This window comes from Schleiferilactobacillus shenzhenensis LY-73, assembly GCF_000469325.1.
Classification (GTDB): Bacteria; Bacillota; Bacilli; order Lactobacillales; family Lactobacillaceae; genus Schleiferilactobacillus; species Schleiferilactobacillus shenzhenensis.
Window position 1 is genome coordinate 58531 of record NZ_KI271585.1, and the last position, 23813, is coordinate 82343.

The 23813-nt window shown below is 56.3% G+C and carries 19 protein-coding genes; 14 read left to right on the forward strand and 5 right to left on the reverse strand.

Features of this window, described 5'->3' with window-relative positions:
• Positions 1 to 189 precede the first annotated feature (189 nt).
• Genes L248_RS05010 through L248_RS05020 form a run of 3 tightly spaced genes read left to right on the forward strand, consistent with a single transcriptional unit; the run spans position 190 to position 2891 of the window.
• Positions 190 to 1662, forward strand: coding sequence for a cytochrome ubiquinol oxidase subunit I (locus tag L248_RS05010; RefSeq protein ID WP_022529015.1), 1473 nt, complete (start codon positions 190 to 192; stop codon positions 1660 to 1662).
• Positions 1655 to 2668 carry a cytochrome d ubiquinol oxidase subunit II gene (gene cydB / locus L248_RS05015; protein WP_040534984.1) on the forward strand — a complete coding sequence of 338 codons (1014 nt, stop codon included), beginning with the start codon at positions 1655 to 1657 and terminating at the stop codon, positions 2666 to 2668. Before L248_RS05010 ends, cydB begins: the two co-directional genes overlap by 8 nt.
• A 13-nt stretch (positions 2669 to 2681) precedes the next feature.
• Positions 2682 to 2891: a hypothetical protein gene (locus tag L248_RS05020; RefSeq protein ID WP_040534986.1), complete on the forward strand. Its 210-nt coding sequence runs from the start codon at positions 2682 to 2684 to the stop codon at positions 2889 to 2891.
• Between the two features lie 86 nt (positions 2892 to 2977).
• Here L248_RS05020 and L248_RS05025 read toward each other — a convergent pair whose 3' ends face one another.
• The 3 genes from L248_RS05025 to L248_RS05035 all read right to left on the reverse strand — a co-directional run bounded on the left by L248_RS05025 (position 2978) and on the right by L248_RS05035 (position 4962).
• On the reverse strand, positions 2978 to 3550 hold the full coding sequence (locus tag L248_RS05025) for a hypothetical protein (protein ID WP_022529018.1): 573 nt from the start codon (positions 3548 to 3550) through the stop codon (positions 2978 to 2980).
• 90 nt (positions 3551 to 3640) lie between these two features.
• Positions 3641 to 4333 (reverse strand): EcsC family protein, encoded by a 693-nt coding sequence (locus L248_RS05030; RefSeq protein ID WP_022529019.1) that lies wholly within the window; start codon positions 4331 to 4333, stop codon positions 3641 to 3643.
• 98 nt (positions 4334 to 4431) lie between these two features.
• Positions 4432 to 4962, reverse strand: coding sequence for a CDP-alcohol phosphatidyltransferase family protein (locus L248_RS05035; RefSeq protein ID WP_022529020.1), 531 nt, complete (start codon positions 4960 to 4962; stop codon positions 4432 to 4434).
• Positions 4963 to 5045: 83 nt separating this feature from the next.
• Between L248_RS05035 and L248_RS05040 the strand changes: the two genes are divergently transcribed.
• Both L248_RS05040 and pepF read left to right on the forward strand, forming a co-directional pair.
• Positions 5046 to 5687 carry an SDR family oxidoreductase gene (locus tag L248_RS05040; RefSeq protein WP_040534989.1) on the forward strand — a complete coding sequence of 214 codons (642 nt, stop codon included), beginning with the start codon at positions 5046 to 5048 and terminating at the stop codon, positions 5685 to 5687.
• 76 nt (positions 5688 to 5763) lie between these two features.
• On the forward strand, positions 5764 to 7572 hold the full coding sequence (gene pepF, locus L248_RS05045; protein WP_022529022.1) for an oligoendopeptidase F: 1809 nt from the start codon (positions 5764 to 5766) through the stop codon (positions 7570 to 7572).
• Between the two features lie 522 nt (positions 7573 to 8094).
• Here pepF and L248_RS05050 read toward each other — a convergent pair.
• Positions 8095 to 8862, reverse strand: coding sequence for a class I SAM-dependent methyltransferase (locus L248_RS05050; protein ID WP_022529024.1), 768 nt, complete (start codon positions 8860 to 8862; stop codon positions 8095 to 8097).
• Between the two features lie 452 nt (positions 8863 to 9314).
• On the opposite strand from L248_RS05050, the gene L248_RS05055 reads away from it, so the two are divergent.
• From L248_RS05055 to L248_RS05065, 3 genes are all read left to right on the forward strand, one after another.
• Positions 9315 to 10196 carry a DegV family protein gene (locus L248_RS05055; protein ID WP_022529025.1) on the forward strand — a complete coding sequence of 294 codons (882 nt, stop codon included), beginning with the start codon at positions 9315 to 9317 and terminating at the stop codon, positions 10194 to 10196.
• Between the two features lie 30 nt (positions 10197 to 10226).
• On the forward strand, positions 10227 to 10958 hold the full coding sequence (locus L248_RS05060) for a hypothetical protein (protein ID WP_022529026.1): 732 nt from the start codon (positions 10227 to 10229) through the stop codon (positions 10956 to 10958).
• Between the two features lie 119 nt (positions 10959 to 11077).
• Positions 11078 to 11647, forward strand: a complete 570-nt coding sequence (locus L248_RS05065; protein WP_022529027.1) for a GNAT family N-acetyltransferase — start codon at positions 11078 to 11080, stop codon at positions 11645 to 11647.
• A 28-nt stretch (positions 11648 to 11675) separates the two neighbouring features.
• Here L248_RS05065 and L248_RS05070 read toward each other — a convergent pair whose 3' ends face one another.
• Positions 11676 to 12149, reverse strand: a complete 474-nt coding sequence (locus L248_RS05070; RefSeq protein WP_022529028.1) for a glutathione peroxidase — start codon at positions 12147 to 12149, stop codon at positions 11676 to 11678.
• Positions 12150 to 12279: 130 nt separating this feature from the next.
• Between L248_RS05070 and L248_RS05075 the strand changes: the two genes are divergently transcribed.
• From L248_RS05075 to cas1, 6 genes are all read left to right on the forward strand, one after another.
• The gene (locus L248_RS05075; protein WP_051999865.1) at positions 12280 to 13362 is read left to right on the forward strand and encodes a M24 family metallopeptidase; all 1083 of its coding nucleotides are present in this window, start codon (positions 12280 to 12282) and stop codon (positions 13360 to 13362) included.
• A 250-nt stretch (positions 13363 to 13612) separates the two neighbouring features.
• Complete coding sequence (locus L248_RS05080) at positions 13613 to 16369, forward strand: DEAD/DEAH box helicase (RefSeq protein ID WP_022529030.1); 2757 nt, start codon at positions 13613 to 13615, stop codon at positions 16367 to 16369.
• 147 nt (positions 16370 to 16516) lie between these two features.
• Positions 16517 to 17974, forward strand: a complete 1458-nt coding sequence (locus L248_RS05085; RefSeq protein ID WP_022529031.1) for an APC family permease — start codon at positions 16517 to 16519, stop codon at positions 17972 to 17974.
• A 134-nt stretch (positions 17975 to 18108) separates the two neighbouring features.
• Complete coding sequence (locus L248_RS05090) at positions 18109 to 19233, forward strand: ArgE/DapE family deacylase (RefSeq protein WP_022529032.1); 1125 nt, start codon at positions 18109 to 18111, stop codon at positions 19231 to 19233.
• Between the two features lie 359 nt (positions 19234 to 19592).
• Complete coding sequence (cas9, locus tag L248_RS05095) at positions 19593 to 22907, forward strand: type II CRISPR RNA-guided endonuclease Cas9 (protein ID WP_081701223.1); 3315 nt, start codon at positions 19593 to 19595, stop codon at positions 22905 to 22907.
• 3 nt (positions 22908 to 22910) lie between these two features.
• Positions 22911 to 23813, forward strand: a complete 903-nt coding sequence (gene cas1 / locus L248_RS05100; RefSeq protein ID WP_040534996.1) for a type II CRISPR-associated endonuclease Cas1 — start codon at positions 22911 to 22913, stop codon at positions 23811 to 23813.

The following is a 23813-nucleotide window of genomic DNA, read 5'->3' on the forward strand; positions in this document are numbered from 1 at the left end:
ACCCGGGCCATCACCCAGACAGTAGCCTGCCGCCACATCGCCTTTTCACAAGCCTGCCCCCGCCAGACCCGCCATAACAATTTTCTCCACGCTTGTGAGCATATTTTACCCCGCGCCCAGAAACCGGCCCTATACTTATCACGAACAAAAAGTAAGTATGTATGAGAGGTTAGATTGGGGGTCATAATTATGGGAGCGATTCTCGCCACCATTCCGTTAGGGGTGACGACCCTGTCCCGTCTGCAGTTTGCCCTGACCGCCATCGTCCACTTTGCTTTCGTGGCGACGACGACTGGGATGCTGCTGACGACGATCATCTTCGAATTTATTTATGCTTACGGCCGCGGCAACAAGGACCAGTATGGCCGCTTGGCGCTGTTCTTCAGCCGCATCTTCATCTTCAGCTTCGCGACCGGGGTCGTCACCGGGCTGATCATGGAATTCCAATTTGGGTTGAACTGGTCGGCCTTCGCCCGCTTGATGGGCGATATCGTCGGCGTCCCGCTGGCCATCGAGAGTATGCTTGCTTTCTTCCTGGAATCCACCATCATCGGCGCCTGGCGCTTCACGTGGGGGATGCTGAATAAGAAAGCCCACGCTTGGCTGGGGCTGGCGATGCTGCTGTCCTCGCTGACCAGTGTCATCTGGATCATTGCCATCAATGCCTTCATGCAGAATCCTTACGGGTTCCACATGGAGGGGAAGCACGCCCGGTTGAATAGTTTCATTACCCTGCTGCAAAACCCGCAATACCTGCCGGAAGTGCTGCACGTACTGTTCGCTATCCTGATCGTCGGCGGCTTTCTGACTGCCGGCATCTCCGCTTGGCAGATCTTGCATCAGCGGGACGTGCAGGCGTTCAAGGTGGCTGTCCAAATCGGCTTGCTGATTGCGCTGCCGGCGGCGTTCATTCAACCGCTGCAAGGCGACAACCAGGCGGCGGCAACGGTCATGCTGCAGCCGATGAAGTTCACGGCGATCGAGGGCCGCTACGACAACGAAGGCAGCAAGACTACCGGGGCGCCGTGGGCCCTGGCCGCCACCATCGATGAAAAGAACCACAAGGTCAACGCCATCACGGTGCCGGCCATGGGCACTTACTTCGGGACGGGCAAGTTCACCGGCATGATGCCTGGGATGAACATGGTCGCCAAGATCTACCACGCAAAGTTCGATAAGACTGTGGCCAAGTCGTACGACGGGCAGATGGACTACTATCCGCCGGTCACTCTGCTGTTCTGGGCGATGCACTGGATGGTCTACGCCGGCTACTTCTTTACTATGTTCGCGCTGGCGGCGACGATTCTGCTGCACCGGCGGCATAAGCTGATTGAAGAGCACCGCAAGACGCTGCGCACACTGGGCTGGGTCCTCTGGCTGCCGTATATCACCATCACGGCTGGTTGGATCGTCGCCGAAGTGGGTCGTTATCCGTTCGTCGTTTATGGCTTGCTGACACAGTATGATGCCGTGTCGCCGAACTTGACGATGCCGGTTGTCGCCGTGTCGCTGGGCCTCTTCTTCATCGTCGATGCCTTCCTGATCACCACGATGATCACCCTCAGCCACCGCGCGCTGAAGCGGGGATTACCGGCGCTGAGCGGTTTGGAGCACGATGAAGACGACGATACGTCGTTTACAGGAGGTGTCAGTCATGCTTAGTCTGTCGCATTTGCAGGTTTTCTTCCTGGGGCTGATCGCCACCGAATTGATGCTGTTCTTCGTCCTTGATGGCGCGGACTTCGGGGCCGGGATGGCCACGTTCTTCGTCGGCGACAACGACCGGGAACGGAACCAGATCATGCGGGTGACCGGACCGGTTTGGGGCGGCAACGAGACCTGGGCGGTGACCGCCTTCGCCGTGATGTTCGCCACCTATCCGGGCTGGTACACCGCGTTCACCGGCTACTATCTGGCGGTCTTCTTGATTCTGCTGTTCCTGATGTTCCGGGGCACCGCCTTCGACTACCGGGCCCAGTGGCACACGCGCCACTATAACCGCTTCTGGGATTGGGCGCTGATGATCGGCAGCTTAGTCCCGCCGTTCCTGTTCGGCTTGATCTTCGCGTCGACAGTCAGCGGGGTGACCGTGCGCAGCAACGTGGTCTACGCCTCTTGGGGCGACGTGATGACCGTCTTCAATATTCTCGGCGGTCTGCTGGCCGTCGTCTTGAGCCTGAATATCGGGCTGGCCCGGATCATGAAGAAAGTACCCGCGCCGCTCACCGAGAAGCTGACCGGCAAGCTGCGCTGGACGCTCATCGTCCTCTACCCGCTGGCCGTCCTGTTCGTGATTCTGCTGCCGTTCAATACCCGCTTCTTCAGCACCCACCCGGCCCTGGTCACCACCCTGCTGGTGATCTTCGCCGCGACGGCGCTGACGGAGTATTGGACCCTGACTAAAGGTTACCGCCGGGCAAGTTTCTGGCTGGCCGTCGTCAGTATGGCGAGTTTCGTCTATACCATCTTTCTCGGCAACTTCCCGACCTTGGTCGTCGCCAAGCACGGACCGGATATCACCGCCTTGACGGCGACTAGCGGGCCGACGTCGTTGGTCTGGACCGCTTGGCTGGTCGGCTTCATGATCATCACCATGATTGCCTTCCAAGCCTTCGCTTACCACATGGCCAACAAGTACTACGACGCACCGATGTCGCCGATGATCTAGGAAGGTGAATGGCATGAAGAAAGTACTGATTGATATTGCCTGGGGTGTCGCTGTCGTCGTGTTCTGGCTCTACCAAGTCTTCTGGGGACTGCTCTGGACCCCGCTGATTGGCAAGGCTAACGGCGAGAAAGTGCTCTACCTCATTGACGCCATCGTACTGGCCATTGCCATCGTGGTGACCGTCAAGGGGTATGGCCGGCGTACTGTCAAGCAAGACAGCTGACACGGACCAAAAAGACGCCCGATCGGCAGTTTGTCCACGTGGATGAACAGACCGCCGACCGGGCGTCTTTTTTATTTGACTAGAAATTATTCGCTGATCTTGCGAATCTTACCCACCGCGATGGGCAGCGTCGTGTTGGCCGTGTGTCCGGCAATGGCCCCCTGGACCGTCGCTGGCAGCTTGAAGTCCTCCGGCACGCCGTGAACGTAGAGCACCCGCTTCTCCAGGTGCAGTTCACGGTCGTTGAAGGCTTTCTCAAAACTGTTGCGCAGCGTCCCCAGCGGAATGATCTTTTCGTAAGTAAAATTGCCTTGGGCATCGGCCACCGGATACGTATCTTCCGGGATCCGCATGTGCTCAGGACTGGCGTTGAACGGCACCATGGTGGTGCCGGAAACAGGCTCCGTCTCTGGCAGATCGACGTAACCGTCGTGGTTGGCGTCTTGCGCAATCGTCGCCGGCTGGGCGTCTTGACCGTCCGGGAACCCATGGAAGTGCATCCAGTGCTGACTATTGGCCGGGGTGCCGGTCATCGTGATCGTCACGACCAATTCGTCGCCCTGAATCTCGAAGCGGGCATGGCCTTTCGCAGCCGTGCCAATCTTGTCCGCATTCAACGGTGTGATATCTGCCTCATAAACTATCTTCTCTTCCGCCATTACATTTGGCCCCTTTCATTCGTGACAAAGTAACGCTTACCCTTAGAATAGACCAGCGGCTGGGGCGAATGCAACAAAAAGAATCACCGCTTATTGGAGCCAGGCGGCGGCATCGAAATGACTGAAGTCCACGGGGCCCGCAGCCCGGTTGGCAGGCCGCAGTGCCGACTGCCCGGTCAAGGGGAAGGTCTGCTTGGCGGCCACCGCCAGCGCCGCCGTAGCGGCCACGTCCACCCCCGCACCCACGCCGGCCCCAATGACCGGAACGATTTGGGAAAAGTGCAGCAGCCCGTGTTCCCCGGCGACAGAAAAGAGTTTGGCGCCCACTCGCTGGTTGATACGGGCCAGCGTCGCCGCCGACACCCGTTGACTCAAGCGGCCGGTCCAGGCAATACCGGCTTTCTTCAGGAAGTCTTCCGCCGCGTTGCCGGTCAGGGTGATCAAACTCATGGTCTTCACCCGGTCGTCCGCCAGGTCGTACCCCCGCAGGGCGGCGATCACCGTCACCATGCGCAGCTGGACGTACAGCGTATTCGCCACTTCGGCCGGGATGGTGACGGGCAGGGTCGCCAGGCCGCCGAGCCCGGTGATGAAGCTGACCGTTCCGACCCGCCGGCGGGCGTAGCGCAGGTAATCACGGATGGCCTGTTCGGCATCACCGCCCGCCTGGGCCAAATACGTCTCGGCCAAGGTGGCCGCTGACTGCCCCTTGCCGCCGCCTTTCACGGCCCGGTGATAACTCCAATTCAAGACCTGCTGTGCTGCGGTTTGCGTAAACGTCATCGCCGCGGACCCTCTTTCTCGTTTTCTTCCATTGTCGGAGAAAACCGGCGCCGCCGCCAGGGTCAGCGGACGGAGAGCGGGTCGGGCGGGAGACGGAATTAATGGGCCGCCGTCCGTCGGTAGCGGATATATTGCGGGACGTACAGGGCGACGGAGACCACTGCCGTGACCGCCGAGGCGATGAACAGCGCAGTCACCAGCACCGCCGGCAGCGCCGGGAAGAGCAGGACGAGCACGGCGGTCAGGTAGAATAGCGCCGTGGCCACCTTGCCCCACATCGCCGCTCCGGGGAGCTTCACCCCTTGGTGCAGGAGGATGGCCGCGCCGATCAGCATGACGGTCTCCTTGCCCAGCAGCACCCAGAATATCCAGCGGTACTGGGGCAGGTGGAGGAAGAACACGATGATCACGCTGATCTGGGTCAGCTTGTCGGCCAGCGGGTCCAGGACCTTGCCCAGCTGGGAGACCCAGTGGTTGCGCCGGGCCAGGTACCCGTCCAGCAGGTCGGTCAGGCTGATCACGGTGATCAAGACGCCCGCCGTGACGAACTGGCCCTGACTGGCGAAGTACAGGAACACCGGCAGCAGCACGAGCCGCAGGGCCGAGAGAATGTTTGGAATATGGCGCATCGCCGCGCCCCCTTTCTATCTTCTATTATGCCAGAACGACCCGCCAGCGTGTTACGATGAAGACAGAAAGGAAGCGTGACGTCATGACAAATGTATTGATTCTGGGTGCGCACGGCCAGATCGCCCAGCTGGCAGAAAAGCAGCTGCTGCAGGAGACAACGCACCACCTGACCCTGTTCCTGCGGCGGGCCAGCCGCTTGACCGTCACCGACCCCGCTCGGGAAACCGTGATCGAGGGCGATGCCACTGACCCGGCGGCGCTAGTCAAAGCGCTGGCCGGCATTGACGTGGTCTACGCCAACCTCGGCGGTAAGACAATCGAGAAGCAGGCGCAAGCAGTCGTCCAGGCGATGGACCAGACCGGGGTGCACCGGCTGATTTGGATCTCCACGCTGGGTATCTACGATGAAGTGCCTGGGGCGTTCGGCCGCTGGAACCACCAGATGCTGGACGGCGGTTACCTGGAGCCTTATACCGCTGCCGCTAAAGTCATCGAAGGGTCAGACTTAGCCTATACCATCATCCGGCCGGCCTGGCTGTCGAATAAGGACATCGTCAGTTACGAGACCACCGAAAAAGGCGAGCCGTTCAAAGGGACTGAAGTTTCCCGGAAGAGTATCGCGGACTTGGTCGTGCAATTGATCAACGATCCCGACCGCGCCGTGGGTCATTCCCTGGGCGTGGATCAGCCCCACACCGAGGGGGACAAACCGTCCTTCTATTGATTTTTCGTTTTCTCACCAACATCCCCCGCTTTCTGTGATACGATGAGGCTATTCACAGGAAACGAGGGATGTTTTGATGGCAACGAAACAATTGCGGCAGCGGGCGGATGTGCCCGAAGAACAGAAGTGGCGCTTAGCGGATATTTTCCCCGATACGGCGGCCTTCAATAAGGCTTGCGCGGATCTCATCGCCCAGGGCGAGGCCATTGCCCAGCACCGGAATGATTTGCTTGACGATGCCGGGGTCTTGTACGACACCTTGACCGCCTATTTTCAGGCGCGGACCTTGGCCGACCAAGTCTTCAATTACGGCGAACACCTCTATAACAGCGATATGACCGCTGCTGCCGGGCAAAAGGCCGTGGCCCAAGCGGACCAGACCGTCACCACGTTTGCGACAGCCACCGCCTTCGTGGAAGCGACCCTGCCCCAAGTGACCGACGCTCAATTGGCCGCTTTGACCCAGGCAGAGCCCCAGCTCAAACAGTACGCCTTCATTTTTGCCCAAGCCCAAAAACGCCAGCCCCACATTTTGGGTGCCGGTGAAGAAACCCTGTTATCCGCGCTCGGTCAGACCTTCACGGCCCCCGAGTCGATCTATAACAAGCTGAACGATGCGGACATCGCCTTCGGCACAATGAAAGATGCCCACGGCAACGAGATCCCTTTGAGTAAGGAAAAGCTCTACCAGCTGTACCAGTCCCCGGATCGGGCCGTGCGCAAAACGGCGGCGGAGAAGTTCTCCCAAGGCTACGCCCGCTCTCAATACACATTCGCCGAAGCACTGCAGCAGCATGTCCACACCCAAAACACCTTGGCCCATCTGCGTCATTACGATTCTGCCCGGGCGATGGACTTGAGTGCCCAGTTTATCCCGGAAGCGGTCTTCACTAACCTGGTGGACACCGTCCATGAATTTCTGCCCAGTGCCCATAAATACTATGCGCTGCGCAAACGCGTCTTGGGGCTAGACCCCTTGTACAGTTACGACTTGTCCGTCCCGCTGGTGGGCGAAGCGCCGCTGAAGCCCACCTTCGAGCAAGCGAAGGCATGGGCCTTGAAGGCCCTCGCCGTGTTGGGCGACGACTACTTGGCCCACTTGCAAGAAGAGTTCGGCAACCGCTGGATCGACCGGGCGGAGAATGCCGGCAAGCTCTCCGGCGGTTATGAGAGCGACGTCTTCGGTGTCCACCCTTACGTCCTGCTCAACTGGAGCAATACGTACCGGGCAGCCAGCACCTTGGCCCATGAATCCGGCCACGCAATGCAAAGTGTCTACGCTGACGCGAACCAGCCCTACTGGTATTCACAGTATTCCATGTTCATCGCGGAGATCGCGTCCACCTGCAATGAGTCGCTGCTGAACCACTATATGCGCGCCACCCACCAGGATGACGACCGGATCAAGGCGTATCTGCTCACCGAATCCGTTGAGGACCTGCTGAACACGATTTTCAACCAGACCAAGTACGCCGAATTCGAGCACTTCATGTACACCAGCGACGCTGCGGGGGAATCCTTGACGCCCGAGAAGCTCAACGACAAGACCGCCGCCCTCGATGCCGCCTACACCGGCGACGCCGTCACCCCCAACCCCTGGCCCAACGTCAGCTGGGCGCGCATCCCTCATTACTACATGAACTACTACCTTTACCAGTACGCGACCTCCAAGGCGGTCGCCAACACCTTGGCCCAGCGCATCCTGGCTGATCCGGCCGACCAAGTACCGCAGTACAAGGCCTTCCTGTCTGCCGGTGCCAGTGATTTCCCGCTGGCCATCGTGAAGAAAGCCGGCATCGATATGACCAAACCGGACTATATTCGGGAAACCTTGACCGTATTTGACCGTCAAGTCGATGAATTAGCCGATCTGCTGCAAAAATAATTGGAACGCCAAAGATGGCGGTGCGCCGGGGTTTCCTCGCTCACGCACCGCCATCTTCATCTTCCCACCGCAAACTGTTACCATTTCCGTCTTTTCCCCGTCACAAAATGTTCACAACTGCCCCGTAATATACAAGATGTCAACAGGAACACAACATCCTCCCCAGAAGTTACTTCCTGATAAATATTGACAACCAACTTTTTCTTCATGATTTTTCTTCTCCCCATTGTTCACCACCGCGGCCTCCCCCCGCCGGTGGTGATTTTTTATCTGGTGATGCAAGGGGCGCATCACCAGTGGGTCAGGGGCAGGGGGGTGTGGGCGTTGGTTGGCGGATTTGGGGTGACTTGCAGCTGCTGGGGCCTGGGGGGAAGATGTGAAACGGACAGATGGTGGTTGATTGAGGGATTGGGGCGGATGACATCGTCTGTTTTGGACAAGAGATAAGGGGCAAGTGCGGGCGGATCTTGCTGCTTGGGGGGTTGGTGAGTTGGCGGGGGCTTGGGTTGGTGGCAGGAAGCGTTAGTGCGTTGGTTTTCTGGCCATTACTAGGAAGCGGTCTTCTTTGGCGATGATTTGGCGGTGTGTGGTGATGAGGGATTGGAGGACGAAGAGTTGGTCTTGGGCTTTGGCGACGGTGAAGCCTGGGAATTCCCAGGGGATGATGCTGGCGTAGTAAACGACGGCGCCGACGTCGAAGAAGGTCATGGCGGGGTGGGCGGATTCGGCGCGGATGACGGTCAGGCCGGCGTGGTCGAAGGCGGCGACGGTGTTGAGCATCGTGTTGTCCGGGAATGCGGGCTGGTAATCGGGCACCAGGAAGCGGGACAGGGCAAAGTTGTTGGTCGCGCCGACTTGCTCGGTGATGAAGAGACCGCCCGGCTTGAGTTTGCTGAAGATGAGGTCCGCGTCAAAGGCCGCGTGGCTGTTCAAAATGATGTCTTGGGAAGCGTCAGGGACCGGTAAGGCGGCTTCGTGGTCCTGGGGTACGGCGTAGACTGTCACGCCCCGGGGCGCCAGCGTGCCCTGGAGCAGCTTAACGTTGGGTTCCCAGGCTTCGGTCACGGCCGTCAGGTGCGGATCATGGTGGAAGCTGCGCAGCAATTCGCCGCCGCCCGTCCCCATATCCAGCAATTGGTCGTTCCGGCGCAGGTGGTCGCGCACGATTTTCTTATAATGCCACGGCAGCGGATCGTTGGTCCAGCGGCCGGCGAGTTTGGAGAAATCCCACCCGGTGATGCCGGCCTTTTCTTCTTTCTGCCACTGAGCGAGCAATGCGTCTTTGTCCATGACAAACGCCCCTTTCTTACTGACTTCTATTGTACGTCACGAAGAGATTACGAAACGGGCAAATTCTGGGCATAGATTGGGCACAACTGCCCGGTAATATACAAGATGTCAACAGGAACCACCGCCCTCCCCGGTGTGCTGCTGACGCTGCCAACACCAACCAACTTTTTTTCTTCATGATGAACTACTCCTCAATACCAACCTCAGCTCCGCGCCTCCCTCCCCAGGCGCGGGGCTTTTCTTTGCCCTCACGAGGGGGCGCACCGCTGAAACGAAATTGCCCCTGGTCCGCGCGGCATGCCGGCCGGCCGCGTCACTTTTCTCACCCTCTGCGCTGGCCGATACCGATTCTTACCTGCACTGCGCTAGACAATCCTGGCGGGCTGTCCATGTCCATTTCTTCACGGCTCTGTTAAACTGAAGGGGTAATCATTCAAGGGGGAAAATACACAATGTCATACATTCTCAGTTGTGAATCCACCGCGGATCTGACCCAGGCCCACTTCGATGAGCGCCAGATCCACTATGTCCCGTTCCACTTCGCCATTAACGGGAAGCAATACCTCGACGACTTGGGGGCTTCAATCCCCTTCGACGAGTTCTATGCAGAAATGGCCAACGGCGCCAAGACCGAAACTTCCCAGGTCAACGTCGAGGAGTTCATTCAATACTTCACACCCTTCTTGGAGGCGGGCCATGACATTCTGCACGTCTCCCTCTCCAGCGGCTTGTCCGGCGTCTCCAACTCGGCCATGGTGGCCAAGGAGCAGCTGGACGCCAAGTACCCCGACCGGACCATTGAGATCGTCGACTCCCTGGCGGCCTCTTCCGGCTATGGCCTGCTCATGGACAAGCTGGCCGACCTGCGCGATGCCGGTCAATCCATCGACCAGGTGAAGGCCTGGGCGGAGCAGAACAAGCTGCGTATGCACCACTGGTTCATCTCGACCGATCTGAGCTACTACGTCCGGCTGGGCCGCCTGTCCAAGGTCTCAGGCTGGTTCGGCACTCAGTTCCACATCGTGCCTCTGCTGGACATGGACAACACCGGCCACCTGACCCCTCGGCGCAAGCTGCGGGGGAAGAAGATGGCCGAGAAGGCGCTGGTGGACGAGATGGCCGCCCACGCCGAGGACGGCAGCAACTATGCCGGGAAGTGCTACATTTCTCAATCCGCCTTCTACGACGACGCCAAGAGCGTGGCGGATATGATTGAAGAAAAGTTCCCGCACCTCAACGGTCCCGTGGAAATCAACCACATCGGGACGACCATTGGGTCCCACACGGGCCCGGGCACGATTGCCCTATTCTTCTGGGGGGACAAGCGGGAATAACACGCGACACAGAAAGGGGAAACGACTGCGATGACAAGAATCGGTCGGATACTGCTCATTGGGTTGAGTCTAGCGGGCCTGGTCGGCAGCTTGAGTGCCTGCCAGCCCGCTGCCGAGAAGAAACCCTCGGCGGCCCAGGTGAGCAAGCAGAAAGCCGCAGCGGCCAGCAGCCGGCGCACCAAGGCGGTGAAGGCCAAGATCGCGGCGGGGACGTATACCTTTGTCCAACAGCCAGCAAAGGAGTATACCGTGCCCACCCATTTTACGACCGCACTCGGGGAATTCACCACCGGTGAGGTCTATCTGTCGGGGAACGCTAAAAGCCAAGATGATGCCACCGCTTGGTCCGGGTTCAAAATTGACTATACGTACAAAAACACGACCAAACAGCCCCAGGACGCCGTGAAAGCCTTCGAGGCCGTGTTCCGCCCGGACAGCATGCGCATCTGGAACAATACACCCATTAAAGGCATCAAGGCGGTCACCGCCATTCCCGTTTATCGCGGCATGGACCCGCCCCGCACTGAGCAAGATACCCGGCGCTTGGCGAACCGGGGGAAGACCGTGGCGCCGGGGGCGAGCATCGACACGATGAGTGCTTTCGGGGTTTCTCAGAAAACTGCGGAAACCACCCGGAAGAAGGGTAAAGCGGTTAAAGGCCATCCGCCCTTGCAGTTTACGGCCACAATTCTGGCCGACCCCCAGACTCCGCACGTAACGCTGAAGCAATACCAAGGAAAAATTTCCTGGCGCTTCGATTAAAGCGCATGCCTTAACCCAAACAGGACCGCCGCGGCGGTCCTATTTGTGTAAAAAAAGGCGGCCTACCGCTGATTGCGGTAGGATAGAAGATATTCCGCAACCAGAAAGGACCACCCGCCATGAAAAATGTTGGTACCCAGCCGATCACCACGGACCGCTTAACCTTACGCCGCTTCACCGCCGCCGATGCACCAGCGGCTTACGCCCATTGGCAAAGCGACCCGGAAGTGACCAAATACCTCACCTGGCCGGCCTATACTGACCCGGCAGCCGCGGCGGCGCGGATGCAGTGGACCGCCAGCCAGTATACCGACCCGGCATTCTATCAATGGGCGATTCAGCTGAACGACGCCGAAGCGACCCTCGTGGGCAATATATCGGTCGTGGAAGCCAATGACGCCGCCCGCTGGCAGGCCATCGGTTATGTCCTCGGCCGCGCCTGGTGGGGCCGCGGCTACATGCCGGAGGCCCTGCGCGCGGTGATCGACTACCTCTTCACCAATACCGACGTGAACCGCATCGAAGCCACCCATGATGTCCAGAATCCCAATTCCGGCAAAGTGATGGCCAAGGCGGGGATGCACAAGGAAGGCATACTGCGCGCCCGGGGCAAGAACAACACCGGCATCGTTGACGAAGCCTTCTACGCCCTGCTGCGGGACGAATGGACAAAAAAAGCCGGTCGTTGAGCCCAGACCGGCTGTGAATCAATACACGTTATTTGGCAGCGACTGCGGCGGCCACATCGTCCGTGAACTTCTCCGGGGTCGTCGTGGGGGCATACCGATGGATCAGCTGACCATCCCGGCCAATGAGGAACTTGGTGTAGTTCCACTTGATGCGGCCATGACCGGAAGCGTCCTTCAGATAGGTGAATAACGGATCTTCACCGTCGCCGTTGACAGCCACCCGCTTGGTCATGGGGAAGGTCACGCCGTAGTGCATCTGGCAATATTCGCTGGCCTCCTCGTCCGTCGCCAGTTCCTGTTTGAACTGATTCGACGGCAGGCCGAGGACGGTGAAGCCCTGGTCGTGATACGTTTTGTAGAGCTTTTCTAAACCCTCCAGCTGCGGCGCCAAACCGCACTTGCTGGCGGTGTTCACAATGAGCAGCACCTGGCCCTGATAGCGCTTCAAGGGCAGGGTCTGCCCGTTCATTTCTGTCTCCTGGAAGTCATACACACTGGCCATTACCGATCACTCCTCTCGTTGGCTTCACTATACCACCGGCCCATTCGATTGTACACTATCGAATCGTGACAGCGGCCGCCGCTTGCGGTATGCTGGCGGTGTACCATGATTAGAGTAAGGAGAGATGTTGATGGCCCGTGTTGAACGCTTCATTAAGAAATTGAACGAGAAGCACATTGAGCAGTTCGTCATGCTCAACCCGAAGAATATTACTTACGTGACCGGCTTCACGGGGGATGAGTCCCTGCTGCTGGCGACGCCGAACAAGCTGACGCTGGTCACCGACGGCCGCTTCGTCGAACAGGCCAAGCGCGAGCTGCCGGACAACGTGACGATCTACCGCTGGCAGAAGGGCTTGCTGGCCGACACCATCAAGCTGATTAATGAGAGCGGTATTGACTCCGTCGTCTTCGAAGCCGACCAGCTCACCTACGCCAAGGGCCGCAAGTTCGTCGACGCCATTTCTCCCGACGTCATCCCCATGACCGGCGTCGTGGAAGAAATGCGCTGGACGAAGGACCCCGAGGAATTGGCCAACATTAAGAAAGCCGTCCAAGTCGTCGACGCCACCTTCCTGTACATCTTGGGTGAGATCCATCCTGGGATGACCGAAATGGAAGTCGCCGCCAAAATGGAATACTATATGAAAACACACGGCGGCGAGGGCACGTCCTTCGACACCATCGTCGCCTCCGGCATCCGCTCGACCTTTGCCCACGGTGAGGCCAGCCACAAGGTGATCGAGGCCGGCGACATTCTCACTATGGACTTCGGCGCCCTGGTCAACGGGTACGCGTCCGACATGACTCGCACGATTGCCATCGGCGACGTCGACCCCAAGCTGGAGAAGACCTATTACCAGGTCTTGGAAGCGGAGCAAGCCGGCATTGATGCCATCACTGCCGGCATGACCAGCCGCGAGCTGGATGGTATCATTCGCGGCGTCTTCAAGAAACATGGCGTGGAACAATACTTCATCCACGGCGCCGGCCACAACGTCGGCCTGGATATTCACGAAGGCCCGTACATTACGTCCCGGCCGGGCGAAGGCGACATCAAGTTCCAGCCGAACATGCTGGAGACGATTGAACCAGGGCTGTATTATCCCGGCCTGGGCGGTATCCGGATTGAGGATGATGTGGTTGTCACAGAAGGCAAGAGTGCGGTGCTGACGACAGCACCGCGACGGGACTTGATTAAGATTCCGGTATAAGATGATTGAACGAAGGCGCATCTGGGCAGAAATGTCTGGGTGTGCTTTTTTATATAATGTATCAATCCTATTGTGCCAGCTGGGGATGCCTCGGGCGGCGCGTTTTCATGGTGACTCTGACTGAATTATGTGACAACCCTATTGTGACAGACAGGCTAAAACTTGACACTTACCGCTGGCCGCCCGCACTAGACCGATAGAAAGCCATCCTGTATACTCGGTTGGGAATGTTTTTCACAAGAGGTGTACGATGACAGAAGACTACGAAGCCAACGGCCGCCATTATGAGCTGATCATGCAGGCGCACTACTATGATGACAAGACGGACGCCGTGACTGGCGAATTGGCGATTTTTCGGGTGACCGGTAATACCCACGTTTTTGCCATGCCCTTAGCGGCCTTCAAAAAGAAGATGGACCGCAAGCTGGACAATACGACTCTGTATTTAAGCCGGTTCAATGTTCGCCGTGACGTTTACGCCGTGCGTTTCGACAACAAAAAGACGGGAAAAAAGGGCTATACCCCCAAAACGGATTACACCACCCGCCAGCGTTTGCCTTTGACCCAACAAGTTATCCAGCAGCACCTAGATGGGACGATTGCGATCGGTCTCTACCCCCTGCTTGCTGATGATACGACCAATTTGTTAGCCCTGGATATCGACCAGCACAACTGGGCGGATATTGCCCAGTCCCTCCGACAAGTGTGTGCTCAATATCACGTGCCCTGCTTGGTGGAAAAATCCCAATCTGGCAACGGCTGCCACTTATGGATTTTCTTCACCAGTCCCATCAGCGCCCAGAAAGCCCGGCAGCTCGGCCGAAACTTACTCACAACGGCGATGACGACGACCCCGGAGATTTCATTCGCGGCATTCGACCGCATGTTTCCTAGTCAGGATTTGGCGATTAAACATGGCCCGGGCAATCTGATTGCTGCACCACTGCAAGGAAAGTTTCGCGAAGAGGGACGTACCGTCTTTCTGGATGATGACCTGCAGCCGTTGGCGGACCAATGGGCGGCGCTAAAGAATGTACATACCCTCACCGAAGCCGCCACCGATGCCGCCATCAGCCAATTGAGCTCTGCCAACGGCTATTTGACCTATCCAGAAACCGCTGATACCCAGTTACAAAAGAATGATCTGCTTTCTCTGCCGACTAACCTACAAATCACCGAAGACAGTGTCTTGCACATTGCAAAAGCCGGCCTGAACAACCGCCAAATTGGGGCCTTGCGCTGGCTGGCTACCTTCGATAATCCACAATTTTATAAAATGCAAAAAGCCCGGTTGTCTACATATCAGACACCGCGATATATCAGCTTGACCGAAGAAACAGCGACTGAATTGCGCTTACCCCGGGGACTCAAAGATTACCTGAACGGCATTTTGCCCCACATTCGCTGGAAAGAAAAGCTGGTCACTGGCCACCCATTACAAGTGACATTCAAAGGTACGCTGCGTCCTGATCAGGAAAAGGCCAAGCGCGCGATGCTGCAGAACGATACCGGCATTCTTTCTGCCCGGACAGGTTTTGGGAAGACGGTTGTGGCCGCCGCTATGATTGCGGAACGGAAGGTCAGCACGCTCGTATTAGTGAACAACAAGGGGTTAGCCGACCAGTGGCGGGCGCAACTAACGAAGTTCCTGCAAATTAGGACCAAGCCAATCATTGAAGAGAAAACAGCCACCGGTCGGCCGCGCAAAAAAGACGCGATTGGCCGATATTACGGAGCGGTCAAAAATCGAAGTGGAATCGTAGATATCGCCACACTTCAAACTTTAGCCCGAATGTCGCCGGCTAATCTGCGAAACTTTCTCTCTGCGTATGGCCAAATAATCATGGATGAAGTCCATCATATTCCCGCCTTCACGTACGAAGGGGTATTGAAAGAGGCCGCGGCGCGTTATCTTTGCGGATTGTCAGCCACCCCTTACCGAGAAGATGGCCTGGACCCAATCATCACGATGCGGGTCGGTGCTATTCGGTATCAGACGGGCACACTGGACCCGGCATATGTGCACACGGTGGCGCGGACCGTCTACCCACGGTTCACGTCATTCGGTGCACTCATGCCGGATGCTCAAGGTATGGGGCTGCCAGAAGCCTTGACTGCGATGGGTCAGGATGTGCAGCGTAACGAGCTCATCGTGGCCGACGTCCGCCGCTGTGCCGGGGAGGGTCGGCACATTCTGGTACTGACACAGCGGGTGAACCATGCGGAAGAGCTCAGCCGGCTGCTGCAAAAAGCAGTGACGATTCCGGTGCACACTCTTTACGGTCAGCAGGACAAGCAGAATCAGGCTGCGCAGCGAGAAGCTGTCACCGATACTCGGAAGCCGTATTGTCTAGTTGCCACAGGGTCCTATATTGGGGAGGGCTTTGATGTTTCTTCCATCGACACGCTCGTTCTAGCGCTGCCCGTTGCGGGCAAATCGATCCTGACGCAATATCTTGGTCGCATGCAGCGCAGTTTGGCGAAGAAGCCAGAATTGCGGGTCTACGACTATGTGGACGGCCTCTTGCCAGTTTACGCGCGCATGTATAAAAAGCGCCTGCGGACCTATCATGGACAAGGGTATATCATTGCCGAGGACGCCAGCACCAATCGCCTGCAATCCCGGTTCTTTGACGGTAACTACTGGACGGCTTTGAGTGAAGACATTGCCGCCAGCACTAAACAGGTCGTCTTAACGGGCAACCGTCTCCAGCCTGAAGATGTTCGGGCCTGCCTGACCAGTCTTCCTGCAGGTCGGGTACTCACGATTTTTGGTAATAAGCTGACCGACTTGAAGGCCTCCTTTACACCGGACGACCCCATTTTGTGGCAGGATGCCCATCGAGGCGTACCCACCGGCATCATTCTCGACCAAGAACTGCTCTGGTTCTTTGCTGATCAGGGTTTCGGGAAGAATACAGGTATTGCCTTCCGGGTGGCGAACCCGCAACTGACGACGGCCGTATTAAAATTGTTGGGCAATGGCAATATCTCACTCGATCTGTAAGAATGCGCTAGGCGGGCTGGTTACCAGGGAGTAAAATATCAGTAATTCGTTCCTGGGGAGATAACCGCCATGCATTGGAGCAACGACCCACCCTCCGCAATCAATTCACTGTCCGGTATAGCATTTGATTGAGGAGGATTTCTGCTAATGGATCATGATTTGGCACCAAAAACGCATTATATCAAGTGGCCGACACTGGCCTTGCTGACTTTCGTCACGGTCATCGGCTTCGAGGACCTGGTTTACCCTTTCCAGAACCAAGGCCTCTCCGTGGTCTTCTCGTGGATTTTTATGGTCGTCGCCTACGTTCTGCCCTACGAGTTGATCTCGGCTCAGATGGGGTCGACCTTCAGCGAGGCCGGCGGCGGCCTGGCCACCTGGTCCCGCCACGCTATCGGCGACGCCGCCGGGTACTGGACCGGCTGGATGTTCTGGGCGTCGCTTCTGCCCTATCTGGTCGACGTGGCCAACTCCGTAATCGTGTCGCTATCGTGGCTGGTGTTGGGCAACAACACCTTGGATAAGTACATGACCAATGAGATGTTCGGTTTTTTCACTTTCGCCGTTATCTTGATTTTTTTGTTGACGCAAAACCTCGTCCAGCATTCTTTGGAGTTCATGAGTATGATCGGCGGTGCGGCGATGTTTATCATGACCATTCTCTTCGTCCTGATGACCGGCGCCGGGGTGGCCGCTGGCGGTTTTCACATTGCCACCCAGCCGTTCACCTGGTCTGCCTTCATCCCCAATTTCGATACCCATTACTTTGCCACCACCGGTCTGCTGATCTTCGCCGTGTCTGGCGCCGAGCTGGGGGCGGCCTACATCACCAAGATGCGCGACCCGAAGCACGAGTTCCCCAAGTCCATGGTGATGCTGGCGGGGATGAGCGCCTTTCTCACCGTCTTCGGCTCCTTGGCCATGGGCGTCTTCTTCAACGCCCACCATCTGCCGGACGACCTGAAGATGAACGGGGCATTCTACGCCTTCGAACGGCTGAGCGCCGCGTGGGGCTGGGGGAAGGTGCTGCTGTACGTGTACTCGGCGGTCTCGCTGACTTACATGCTGGCCCAGCTGGCCGTGCTCATCGACGCCTCCAGCCGAGTACTGGCGGTGGACACGTCGGCCCGCTTCATGCCCCGCTGGCTCCTGCGGAAGAACAAGTTTGGCCGGCCGATCCACTCCTACGTCCTGACGGCGGGCATCTGCCTGTTCCTCCTGCTCCTATCTGGCACGCTGCCCAGCATCAATTCAATTTTCAACTGGCTCCTGAACCTCAACGGCATCGTTACACCGTACAAGAGCTGCTGGGTCTTCGCCGGCTTCATTGCGTTGCGGCGGCATGAAGAAAAGTTCAATTCACCGTTCGTTTTCATTAAACACCGCTGGCTGGCCATTCTCATCGGTGTGTGGGGCTTCAGCTTTGCCTTTGCCTGCGCCACGCTGGGCGTGCTGCCCCAGGAGGGTGCGGTGTTCTCCGGGATTTGGTTCCACCAGCTGCTGCTGAATATCGTGTCGGTGGGCGTGCTGTTTGGCCTGGGCGGACTGATGCCGCTGCTGGCAAGAGTGAGCAACCGGCGGGCGGCAGAGGATACGGCGGACTGAGGATGGTAGGCCGGTCCGTTAAGACGCAGGGGCGGTCCGCCGTTTTTTACATTGCCTGAGGCGGGCGCTGGCGCCAGCCCTTGACGCCGCCCCGGCTGGGTGCCTAAGCTGGACCCAAAGGATGTGTTGCTTTAATGGATGAAGACACAGCATTTTTGAGCAAGCTGGTCCAAACGGACTCGGCCAATGACTACGAAGCGGCAATTGCCAAGCTGATTCAAGAGAAGCTGGCGACCGCTGGTATTGAGAGCAAGCTGATCGATTACGCCCCAGGCCGCACGAACCTGGTCGCCGAAATCGGCAGCGGCGACGATATTCTCGTCTTCGAAGGGCACGAGGACACGGTCGCGCTGGGTAATCCGCAAGAATGGACTTATCCCGCTCTCGGCGCCGAGATTCATGACGGCGAGATGTACGGCCGCGGATCTGCCGATATGAAGAGTGGCCTGGCCGCCATGGTACTAGCCATGATGCGGTTGAAGAAGAGCGGCTTCACTGGCCATTTGCGCTTGATGGCCACTGTGGGTGAAGAATACGGCGCCATGGGGGCAGCCCAATTGCTGAAAGCAGGTTACGCTGACGATATCAGCGGCCTGGTCGTGGGCGAACCGACATCGCTGAAAGTACTGTTCGGCCATGCCGGTTCCTTGAATTATAAGATTATCAGCCACGGCAAGTCGGCCCATAGTTCGGAACCCCAGCGCGGTGTCAACGCCGTGGAGAAGCTGGTGGACTTCATCGTGGCGGAACGCCATGCCTTCGACGATGTTCCCGCGGATCCGGTCATCGGGCCCTTGGCGCACAGTGTCACCGTCCTTAAGGCGGGCGACCAGGTGAACACCATTCCCGACCTGGCGGTGGCTGCCGGCAACATTCGGCCGACGCCCAGTTTCAAGAATGACGCCGTGATTGAACGGTTGGAGAATCTCGTGAAGAAACTGAATGCCACTGGTTCTGGACAATTGGAATTCAGCCTGACGCACAGCTTTCTGCCTGTGATTTCGAAGAAAGACGGGCGCCTAGTAACGGCCGCCCAAGCGGCAATCCAGGAAACGTTGGGCCGGCCCGCCGAACTCACGATTATCCACGCCGCGACGGATGCCTCGGTGTACACAAAATCGAAGAATCCGTTCGAGACGATCATCTATGGCCCCGGCAGCATGAGTATCGCTCATCAGATTGATGAACACGTTAACGTCGCTGATTTTCAACACGCGGTGGGGACCTACGAAGCCATTGCAAAGACATATTTCGAGTAATTACCAATGGTAGCAAAAGCCTGTGTGCATTAACTAATGCCGGTATATCAACGATTATTGATAACAACACGTTTTTGAGTGAGCAATTTTGTAAAAAATGCTTGCCAATTTCCTGCCAGTCTGCTATTCTAAAGAAGGTTCAGAGACGTCTGAGCCAACCCTCCTTTTCTAGCCGATTGCGGAGGGATCCAATAGCAAAGGGATTGTCTTAGGACAATCACCTGTCAAGCTCTGACCCCCATCCTCGTGATGGGGGTCATCTTTTTCGTATCCAATTATATTGTGAATCCCTGGGCGTTGGCGTATGATGTGAGTATCAAGCACCATTCACTGAAAGTACATGAGGGGAGTTATGTAGCATGGGCTATATATTAGGACTCGATATCGGAATAGCATCGTGTGGCTACGCCATCTTAGAAACGGACGCTTTGGGGATTCCATTCAAGATTAAGATGCTGAATTCAGTGATTTTCACCCGGGCTGAGAATCCCAAAAATGGCGCATCCTTGGCTGAACCGCGCCGGCGTTATCGAGGCGCCCGGCGGCGCAAACGGCGGACGTCCTTCCGCAAGCACCGAACGCGCCAGCTATTCATCCGTGAGGGATTATTGACCCAGCAAGATATCACGGCCTATCTCAACCAAGAAATTAGCCATGATGACATCTGGCAGCTGCGCGTGGCTGCCCTCGACCAGCGGATCACCAGCCGCCAGCTTTTCCAGGTGCTCTACTACTTCGTCACTCACCGCGGGTTCAAGTCCAATCGCAAAGCCGAATTAACGGACAAGGACAATGGACCAGTGTTGAAATCCATTAGTGCGTTCGAGACGGAAATGACGGAGAACGGCTATCGGACCATCGGCGAATTGTATGCCCATGACCGCCGTTTCCAAGACCGGAAGCATAACAAGGGCTACACCGACGGGTTCATTGGGACAGTAAAGCGGGCCTGGCTGGTGGATGAAATCAAACGGATTCTTGCCGCTCAGCAGTCCTTGGGGAACGATAAAATCACTGACAAATTCGTTCACCAATACCTCGACATCTTTGAGAGCCAGCGTAACTACGATGTCGGCCCTGCCAACGGCCCCTACGCCGGTGACCTGATTGCCAAGATGGTCGGCCCTGACACCTTCGATCGTTCGCGCAAACGGTCCCCCCGCGCGACATACACGTTCCAATACTTCAACTTCCTGACCAAGTTGAACTCTCTTCGTGTGGCTGACAGTATTGGCGGTACCTATGCCCCTCTGACCGATGATCAACGCCAGACAGTTACTGAGCGGTTATGGGCCAAGGGGGTCAAATCGGCCGATTTAACCTTCAAGCAAATTCGGGCACTGCTTTCTCTCCCCGATGGCGCTCGTTTTAACTTGGTGACATACAGTGGGGATGCCAAGAAAGCACTCGAAATCGAAGGTAAGACCAAGTTTGTTTCAGTCAAACCGTTGCGTGATATTCAGAAAGCCTTAGACGACGAGCAACTGGCCAACGATCATGAACTGCTTGATGCCATTGCCCTGGTCCTAACGCTGTATAAGAGCGACGACAAGCGTCGGACAAAGTTCCACGAGCAGACCACTCTCCCGGATGACAAAATTGAACAGCTGTTACCGCTCAACTTTGCCAAGTTTGGGCACCTTTCTACCCATACAATGCAGGCGATCATTCCTTACCTGGAACAAGGGATGGTCTATAGTGATGCCGCCACGGCAGCCGGTTACGACTTCCGGGATAACCAAATCGATATGGAGTACATTCGCGAGAACGTTACGAATCCCGTCGTTCGCCGCGCTGTTAGCGTGGCCAACAAGCTGGTGAAGGCTGTGGTTCGCCGCTTCGGCAAGCCGGACAGTATCCACATTGAGCTCGCCCGTGACTTGAGTAAAAACTTCCAGGAACGCAAACAGGAAGAACAGTACCAGAAGAAGAACGCCGCCGCCAACGAGAAAATTGCGCAACAGTTGAAAGAGCTCGGCATTCCCGTCAATGGTATGAACATCACGAAGATGCGCCTCTTCAACGAGCAGAACGGGATCGATATTTACGATTTGACCCCTAATGCGTCAATGGCAGTAACCGACATCTTCTCCGACGACCTGTACGAAATTGACCACATCATTCCTTACAGCATCAGTTTTGACGACAGTTATAGCAACAAGGTCCTGGTCAGTGCCAAAGCCAACCGGGAGAAGCGCGATCGTATCCCGATGGAGTTCTTCGGTAATGATCCGAAGACTCGGGCCCAGTTTGTTAATCGGGTAAACACCAACATTCACAACGCTAAGAAGAAACGCAATCTACTCAAGGAGACCCTGACCGACGAAGACAAGAGCCAATGGAAGTCGCGGAATATCAACGATACCCGGTATTTGAACCGTATTCTGATGAACTACTTGTCTCAAAATGTTGAATTCACGGACGTTCTGAGCAAGGCCAAGCATGTCATCGCGTTGAACGGTGCGGTCACCGCGAAGATTCGGTCCCGCTGGGGTATCACAAAGGTCCGCGTAGCCGGCGACTTGCACCATGCGGTGGACGCCGTAGTCATTGCCTGCGTCACCGACGGCCTCATTCAAGCAGTCACCAGGTATGCCAAGTACCAAGAAAGAAAGGGCAACAAGCTCGCTTCTCTGGATGATCTTCAAGATGACAACCCAGACGGTTTAGATGCCAAACGGTTCCGCAAGCTGTTTAATGACTATCCCCTGCCCTGGCCAGAATTCCGCGAAGAATTACATGGGCGTGTTTCCGATGCGCCGGATAAGTTGATGGCTGGTCATCCGTGGGCACATTATACCCCTGAAGAAATTGCTGGGTTGCAGAAACCATTTGTGGTCCGCGTTCCGAATCATCGCATTGTAGGGCCGGCAACTCTAGATACGGTTTATGGTCAACCGGACCCTGACAGCAATATTATCACCCAACGTGTTCGAATCACTGACCTGAAACTCAAGAAGAGCAAAAATGGTGATGACACAATCGCTGCAGGTACCAACGCGTATGCTTTGGCGGAAGATGGTGGAAACAAAGTGGTCTACGAAACCATTCTACGGGCTTTACAGGCGGCTAATGGCGATGGGAAGAAAGCTTTCCCTGAGGGGCGAGTGATGGTGAAGATGCCGAATGAAACGATTCCGGTGGAGCGCGTCCGTGTTACCGGCAAGGCAACATCCACTGTACCGGTCGGCCCGAAGAGTGTAGCAGCAAACGGTTCGATGGTGCGTATTGATGTTTACAAGACGCCGAAGAAGTATGTGTTCGTTCCTGTTTACGTGAAGGACACAGTAAACGAGAACCTACCGAAAAAAGCTGCCACACAGAGAAAGTCACTGGCGGACTGGTACGAGATTCAACCACAAGATCAATTCGAGTTTTCATTATTTGCGAATGACCTCATTCACATTGTCAACAAGAAAGGGATAAAGACAACCGAAATCAACGCTGACGGCATGTCAACGAATGGGATTCGGGAAGAAATAGTTGGATACTTCACAGGAGCGGATATTGCTACAGCTTCGATTGCTTTCGACGGTCCTGATCGTTCTTTCTCCGCACGAAGCGTCGGATTCGCAACCCTAGACAAAGTTGAGAAAGTATCAACAAACTATTTCGGTGAATTGGCGGTAGTTCATGAGACACAGCCGTTGGGATTCACCAACAAAGGAGATTAAGGTATGGGTTATCGAAATATCTTTATTGAAAGCCCGGCTACCCTGTCAATTCATAGATCCCAGTTGCGAGTGAGAACGGACACCGACCACACCTTTCCATTGGATGACATTCAGAGCATCCTTCTCGACAATCTAGCAACAAGTATTACAGCAAACGTTCTATCTCAGTTGAGTAAGAACAACATTGCCGTGATTGTCTCTGATGTACAGCATCTCCCAACAACAACGCTGTTGCCCATTCAAGGGTATTATCACAAGCTGACTGCGCTACGCCAACAGTTAACCGTACCCAAGCGTTTTAAAGATCGTCTTTGGCAAAAAATCATCCGTCGAAAGATTCTTAACCAAAGCGCAGTGTTGAACATCTTGAACGTGACTGGTGGGATAAGTATGTCCCGTTTTGCATCTGCAGTGAAGGAGGGCGATTCAACCCATCAAGAGGGTTACGCCGCGGCGTTTTATTTCCAGTCTGCCTTTGGCGAGGTGTTTTCACGACGCACTGAAGATGTTCAAAATGCTGCACTGAATTATGGCTACGCCATAATCCGTAGCTGCGTGGCACGTGAAATCTGCGCATTTGGATTGGAACCGTCTTGGGGCATATTCCACCGTAACCAGATGAACCCGTTCAATCTTGCCGACGATTTCATGGAGACATTTCGACCGATTGTCGATTTGGTCGTATTACAGATGCACTTCGATGAATCCGACGCCCTGACCAGCCAAGCCAAGAAAGAATTACTGAATATTCAAAGTCTGGATGTACAAATAAATGAATCCATTCAAACGGTCCGCAACGCTATCCACATGACTGTCGAAAGCATATCTGCCGCATACGCAACAGGAAAAATGTCAGGAATCAGCCTCCCTCAGCTCATTCCATTGCATCCTCATGAGTTCGCCTAA

Excerpts from the sequence above, each read along its gene's own strand:
- L248_RS05020 (WP_040534986.1), top strand. The coding sequence starts at position 2,682 with ATGAAGAAAGTACTGATTGATATTGCCTGGGGTGTCGCTGTCGTCGTG.
- cas1 (WP_040534996.1), top strand. The coding sequence starts at position 22,911 with ATGGGTTATCGAAATATCTTTATTGAAAGCCCGGCTACCCTGTCAATT.
- L248_RS05025 (WP_022529018.1), bottom strand. The coding sequence starts at position 3,550 with ATGGCGGAAGAGAAGATAGTTTATGAGGCAGATATCACACCGTTGAAT.
- L248_RS05090 (WP_022529032.1), top strand. The coding sequence starts at position 18,109 with ATGGATGAAGACACAGCATTTTTGAGCAAGCTGGTCCAAACGGACTCG.
- L248_RS05055 (WP_022529025.1), top strand. The coding sequence starts at position 9,315 with ATGTCATACATTCTCAGTTGTGAATCCACCGCGGATCTGACCCAGGCC.
- L248_RS05080 (WP_022529030.1), top strand. The coding sequence starts at position 13,613 with ATGACAGAAGACTACGAAGCCAACGGCCGCCATTATGAGCTGATCATG.
- L248_RS05010 (WP_022529015.1), top strand. The coding sequence starts at position 190 with ATGGGAGCGATTCTCGCCACCATTCCGTTAGGGGTGACGACCCTGTCC.
- L248_RS05085 (WP_022529031.1), top strand. The coding sequence starts at position 16,517 with ATGGATCATGATTTGGCACCAAAAACGCATTATATCAAGTGGCCGACA.
- pepF (WP_022529022.1), top strand. The coding sequence starts at position 5,764 with ATGGCAACGAAACAATTGCGGCAGCGGGCGGATGTGCCCGAAGAACAG.
- L248_RS05030 (WP_022529019.1), bottom strand. The coding sequence starts at position 4,333 with ATGACGTTTACGCAAACCGCAGCACAGCAGGTCTTGAATTGGAGTTAT.
- L248_RS05070 (WP_022529028.1), bottom strand. The coding sequence starts at position 12,149 with ATGGCCAGTGTGTATGACTTCCAGGAGACAGAAATGAACGGGCAGACC.
- cydB (WP_040534984.1), top strand. The coding sequence starts at position 1,655 with ATGCTTAGTCTGTCGCATTTGCAGGTTTTCTTCCTGGGGCTGATCGCC.
- L248_RS05060 (WP_022529026.1), top strand. The coding sequence starts at position 10,227 with ATGACAAGAATCGGTCGGATACTGCTCATTGGGTTGAGTCTAGCGGGC.
- L248_RS05040 (WP_040534989.1), top strand. The coding sequence starts at position 5,046 with ATGACAAATGTATTGATTCTGGGTGCGCACGGCCAGATCGCCCAGCTG.
- L248_RS05050 (WP_022529024.1), bottom strand. The coding sequence starts at position 8,862 with ATGGACAAAGACGCATTGCTCGCTCAGTGGCAGAAAGAAGAAAAGGCC.
- L248_RS05035 (WP_022529020.1), bottom strand. The coding sequence starts at position 4,962 with ATGCGCCATATTCCAAACATTCTCTCGGCCCTGCGGCTCGTGCTGCTG.
- cas9 (WP_081701223.1), top strand. The coding sequence starts at position 19,593 with ATGGGCTATATATTAGGACTCGATATCGGAATAGCATCGTGTGGCTAC.
- L248_RS05065 (WP_022529027.1), top strand. The coding sequence starts at position 11,078 with ATGAAAAATGTTGGTACCCAGCCGATCACCACGGACCGCTTAACCTTA.
- L248_RS05075 (WP_051999865.1), top strand. The coding sequence starts at position 12,280 with ATGGCCCGTGTTGAACGCTTCATTAAGAAATTGAACGAGAAGCACATT.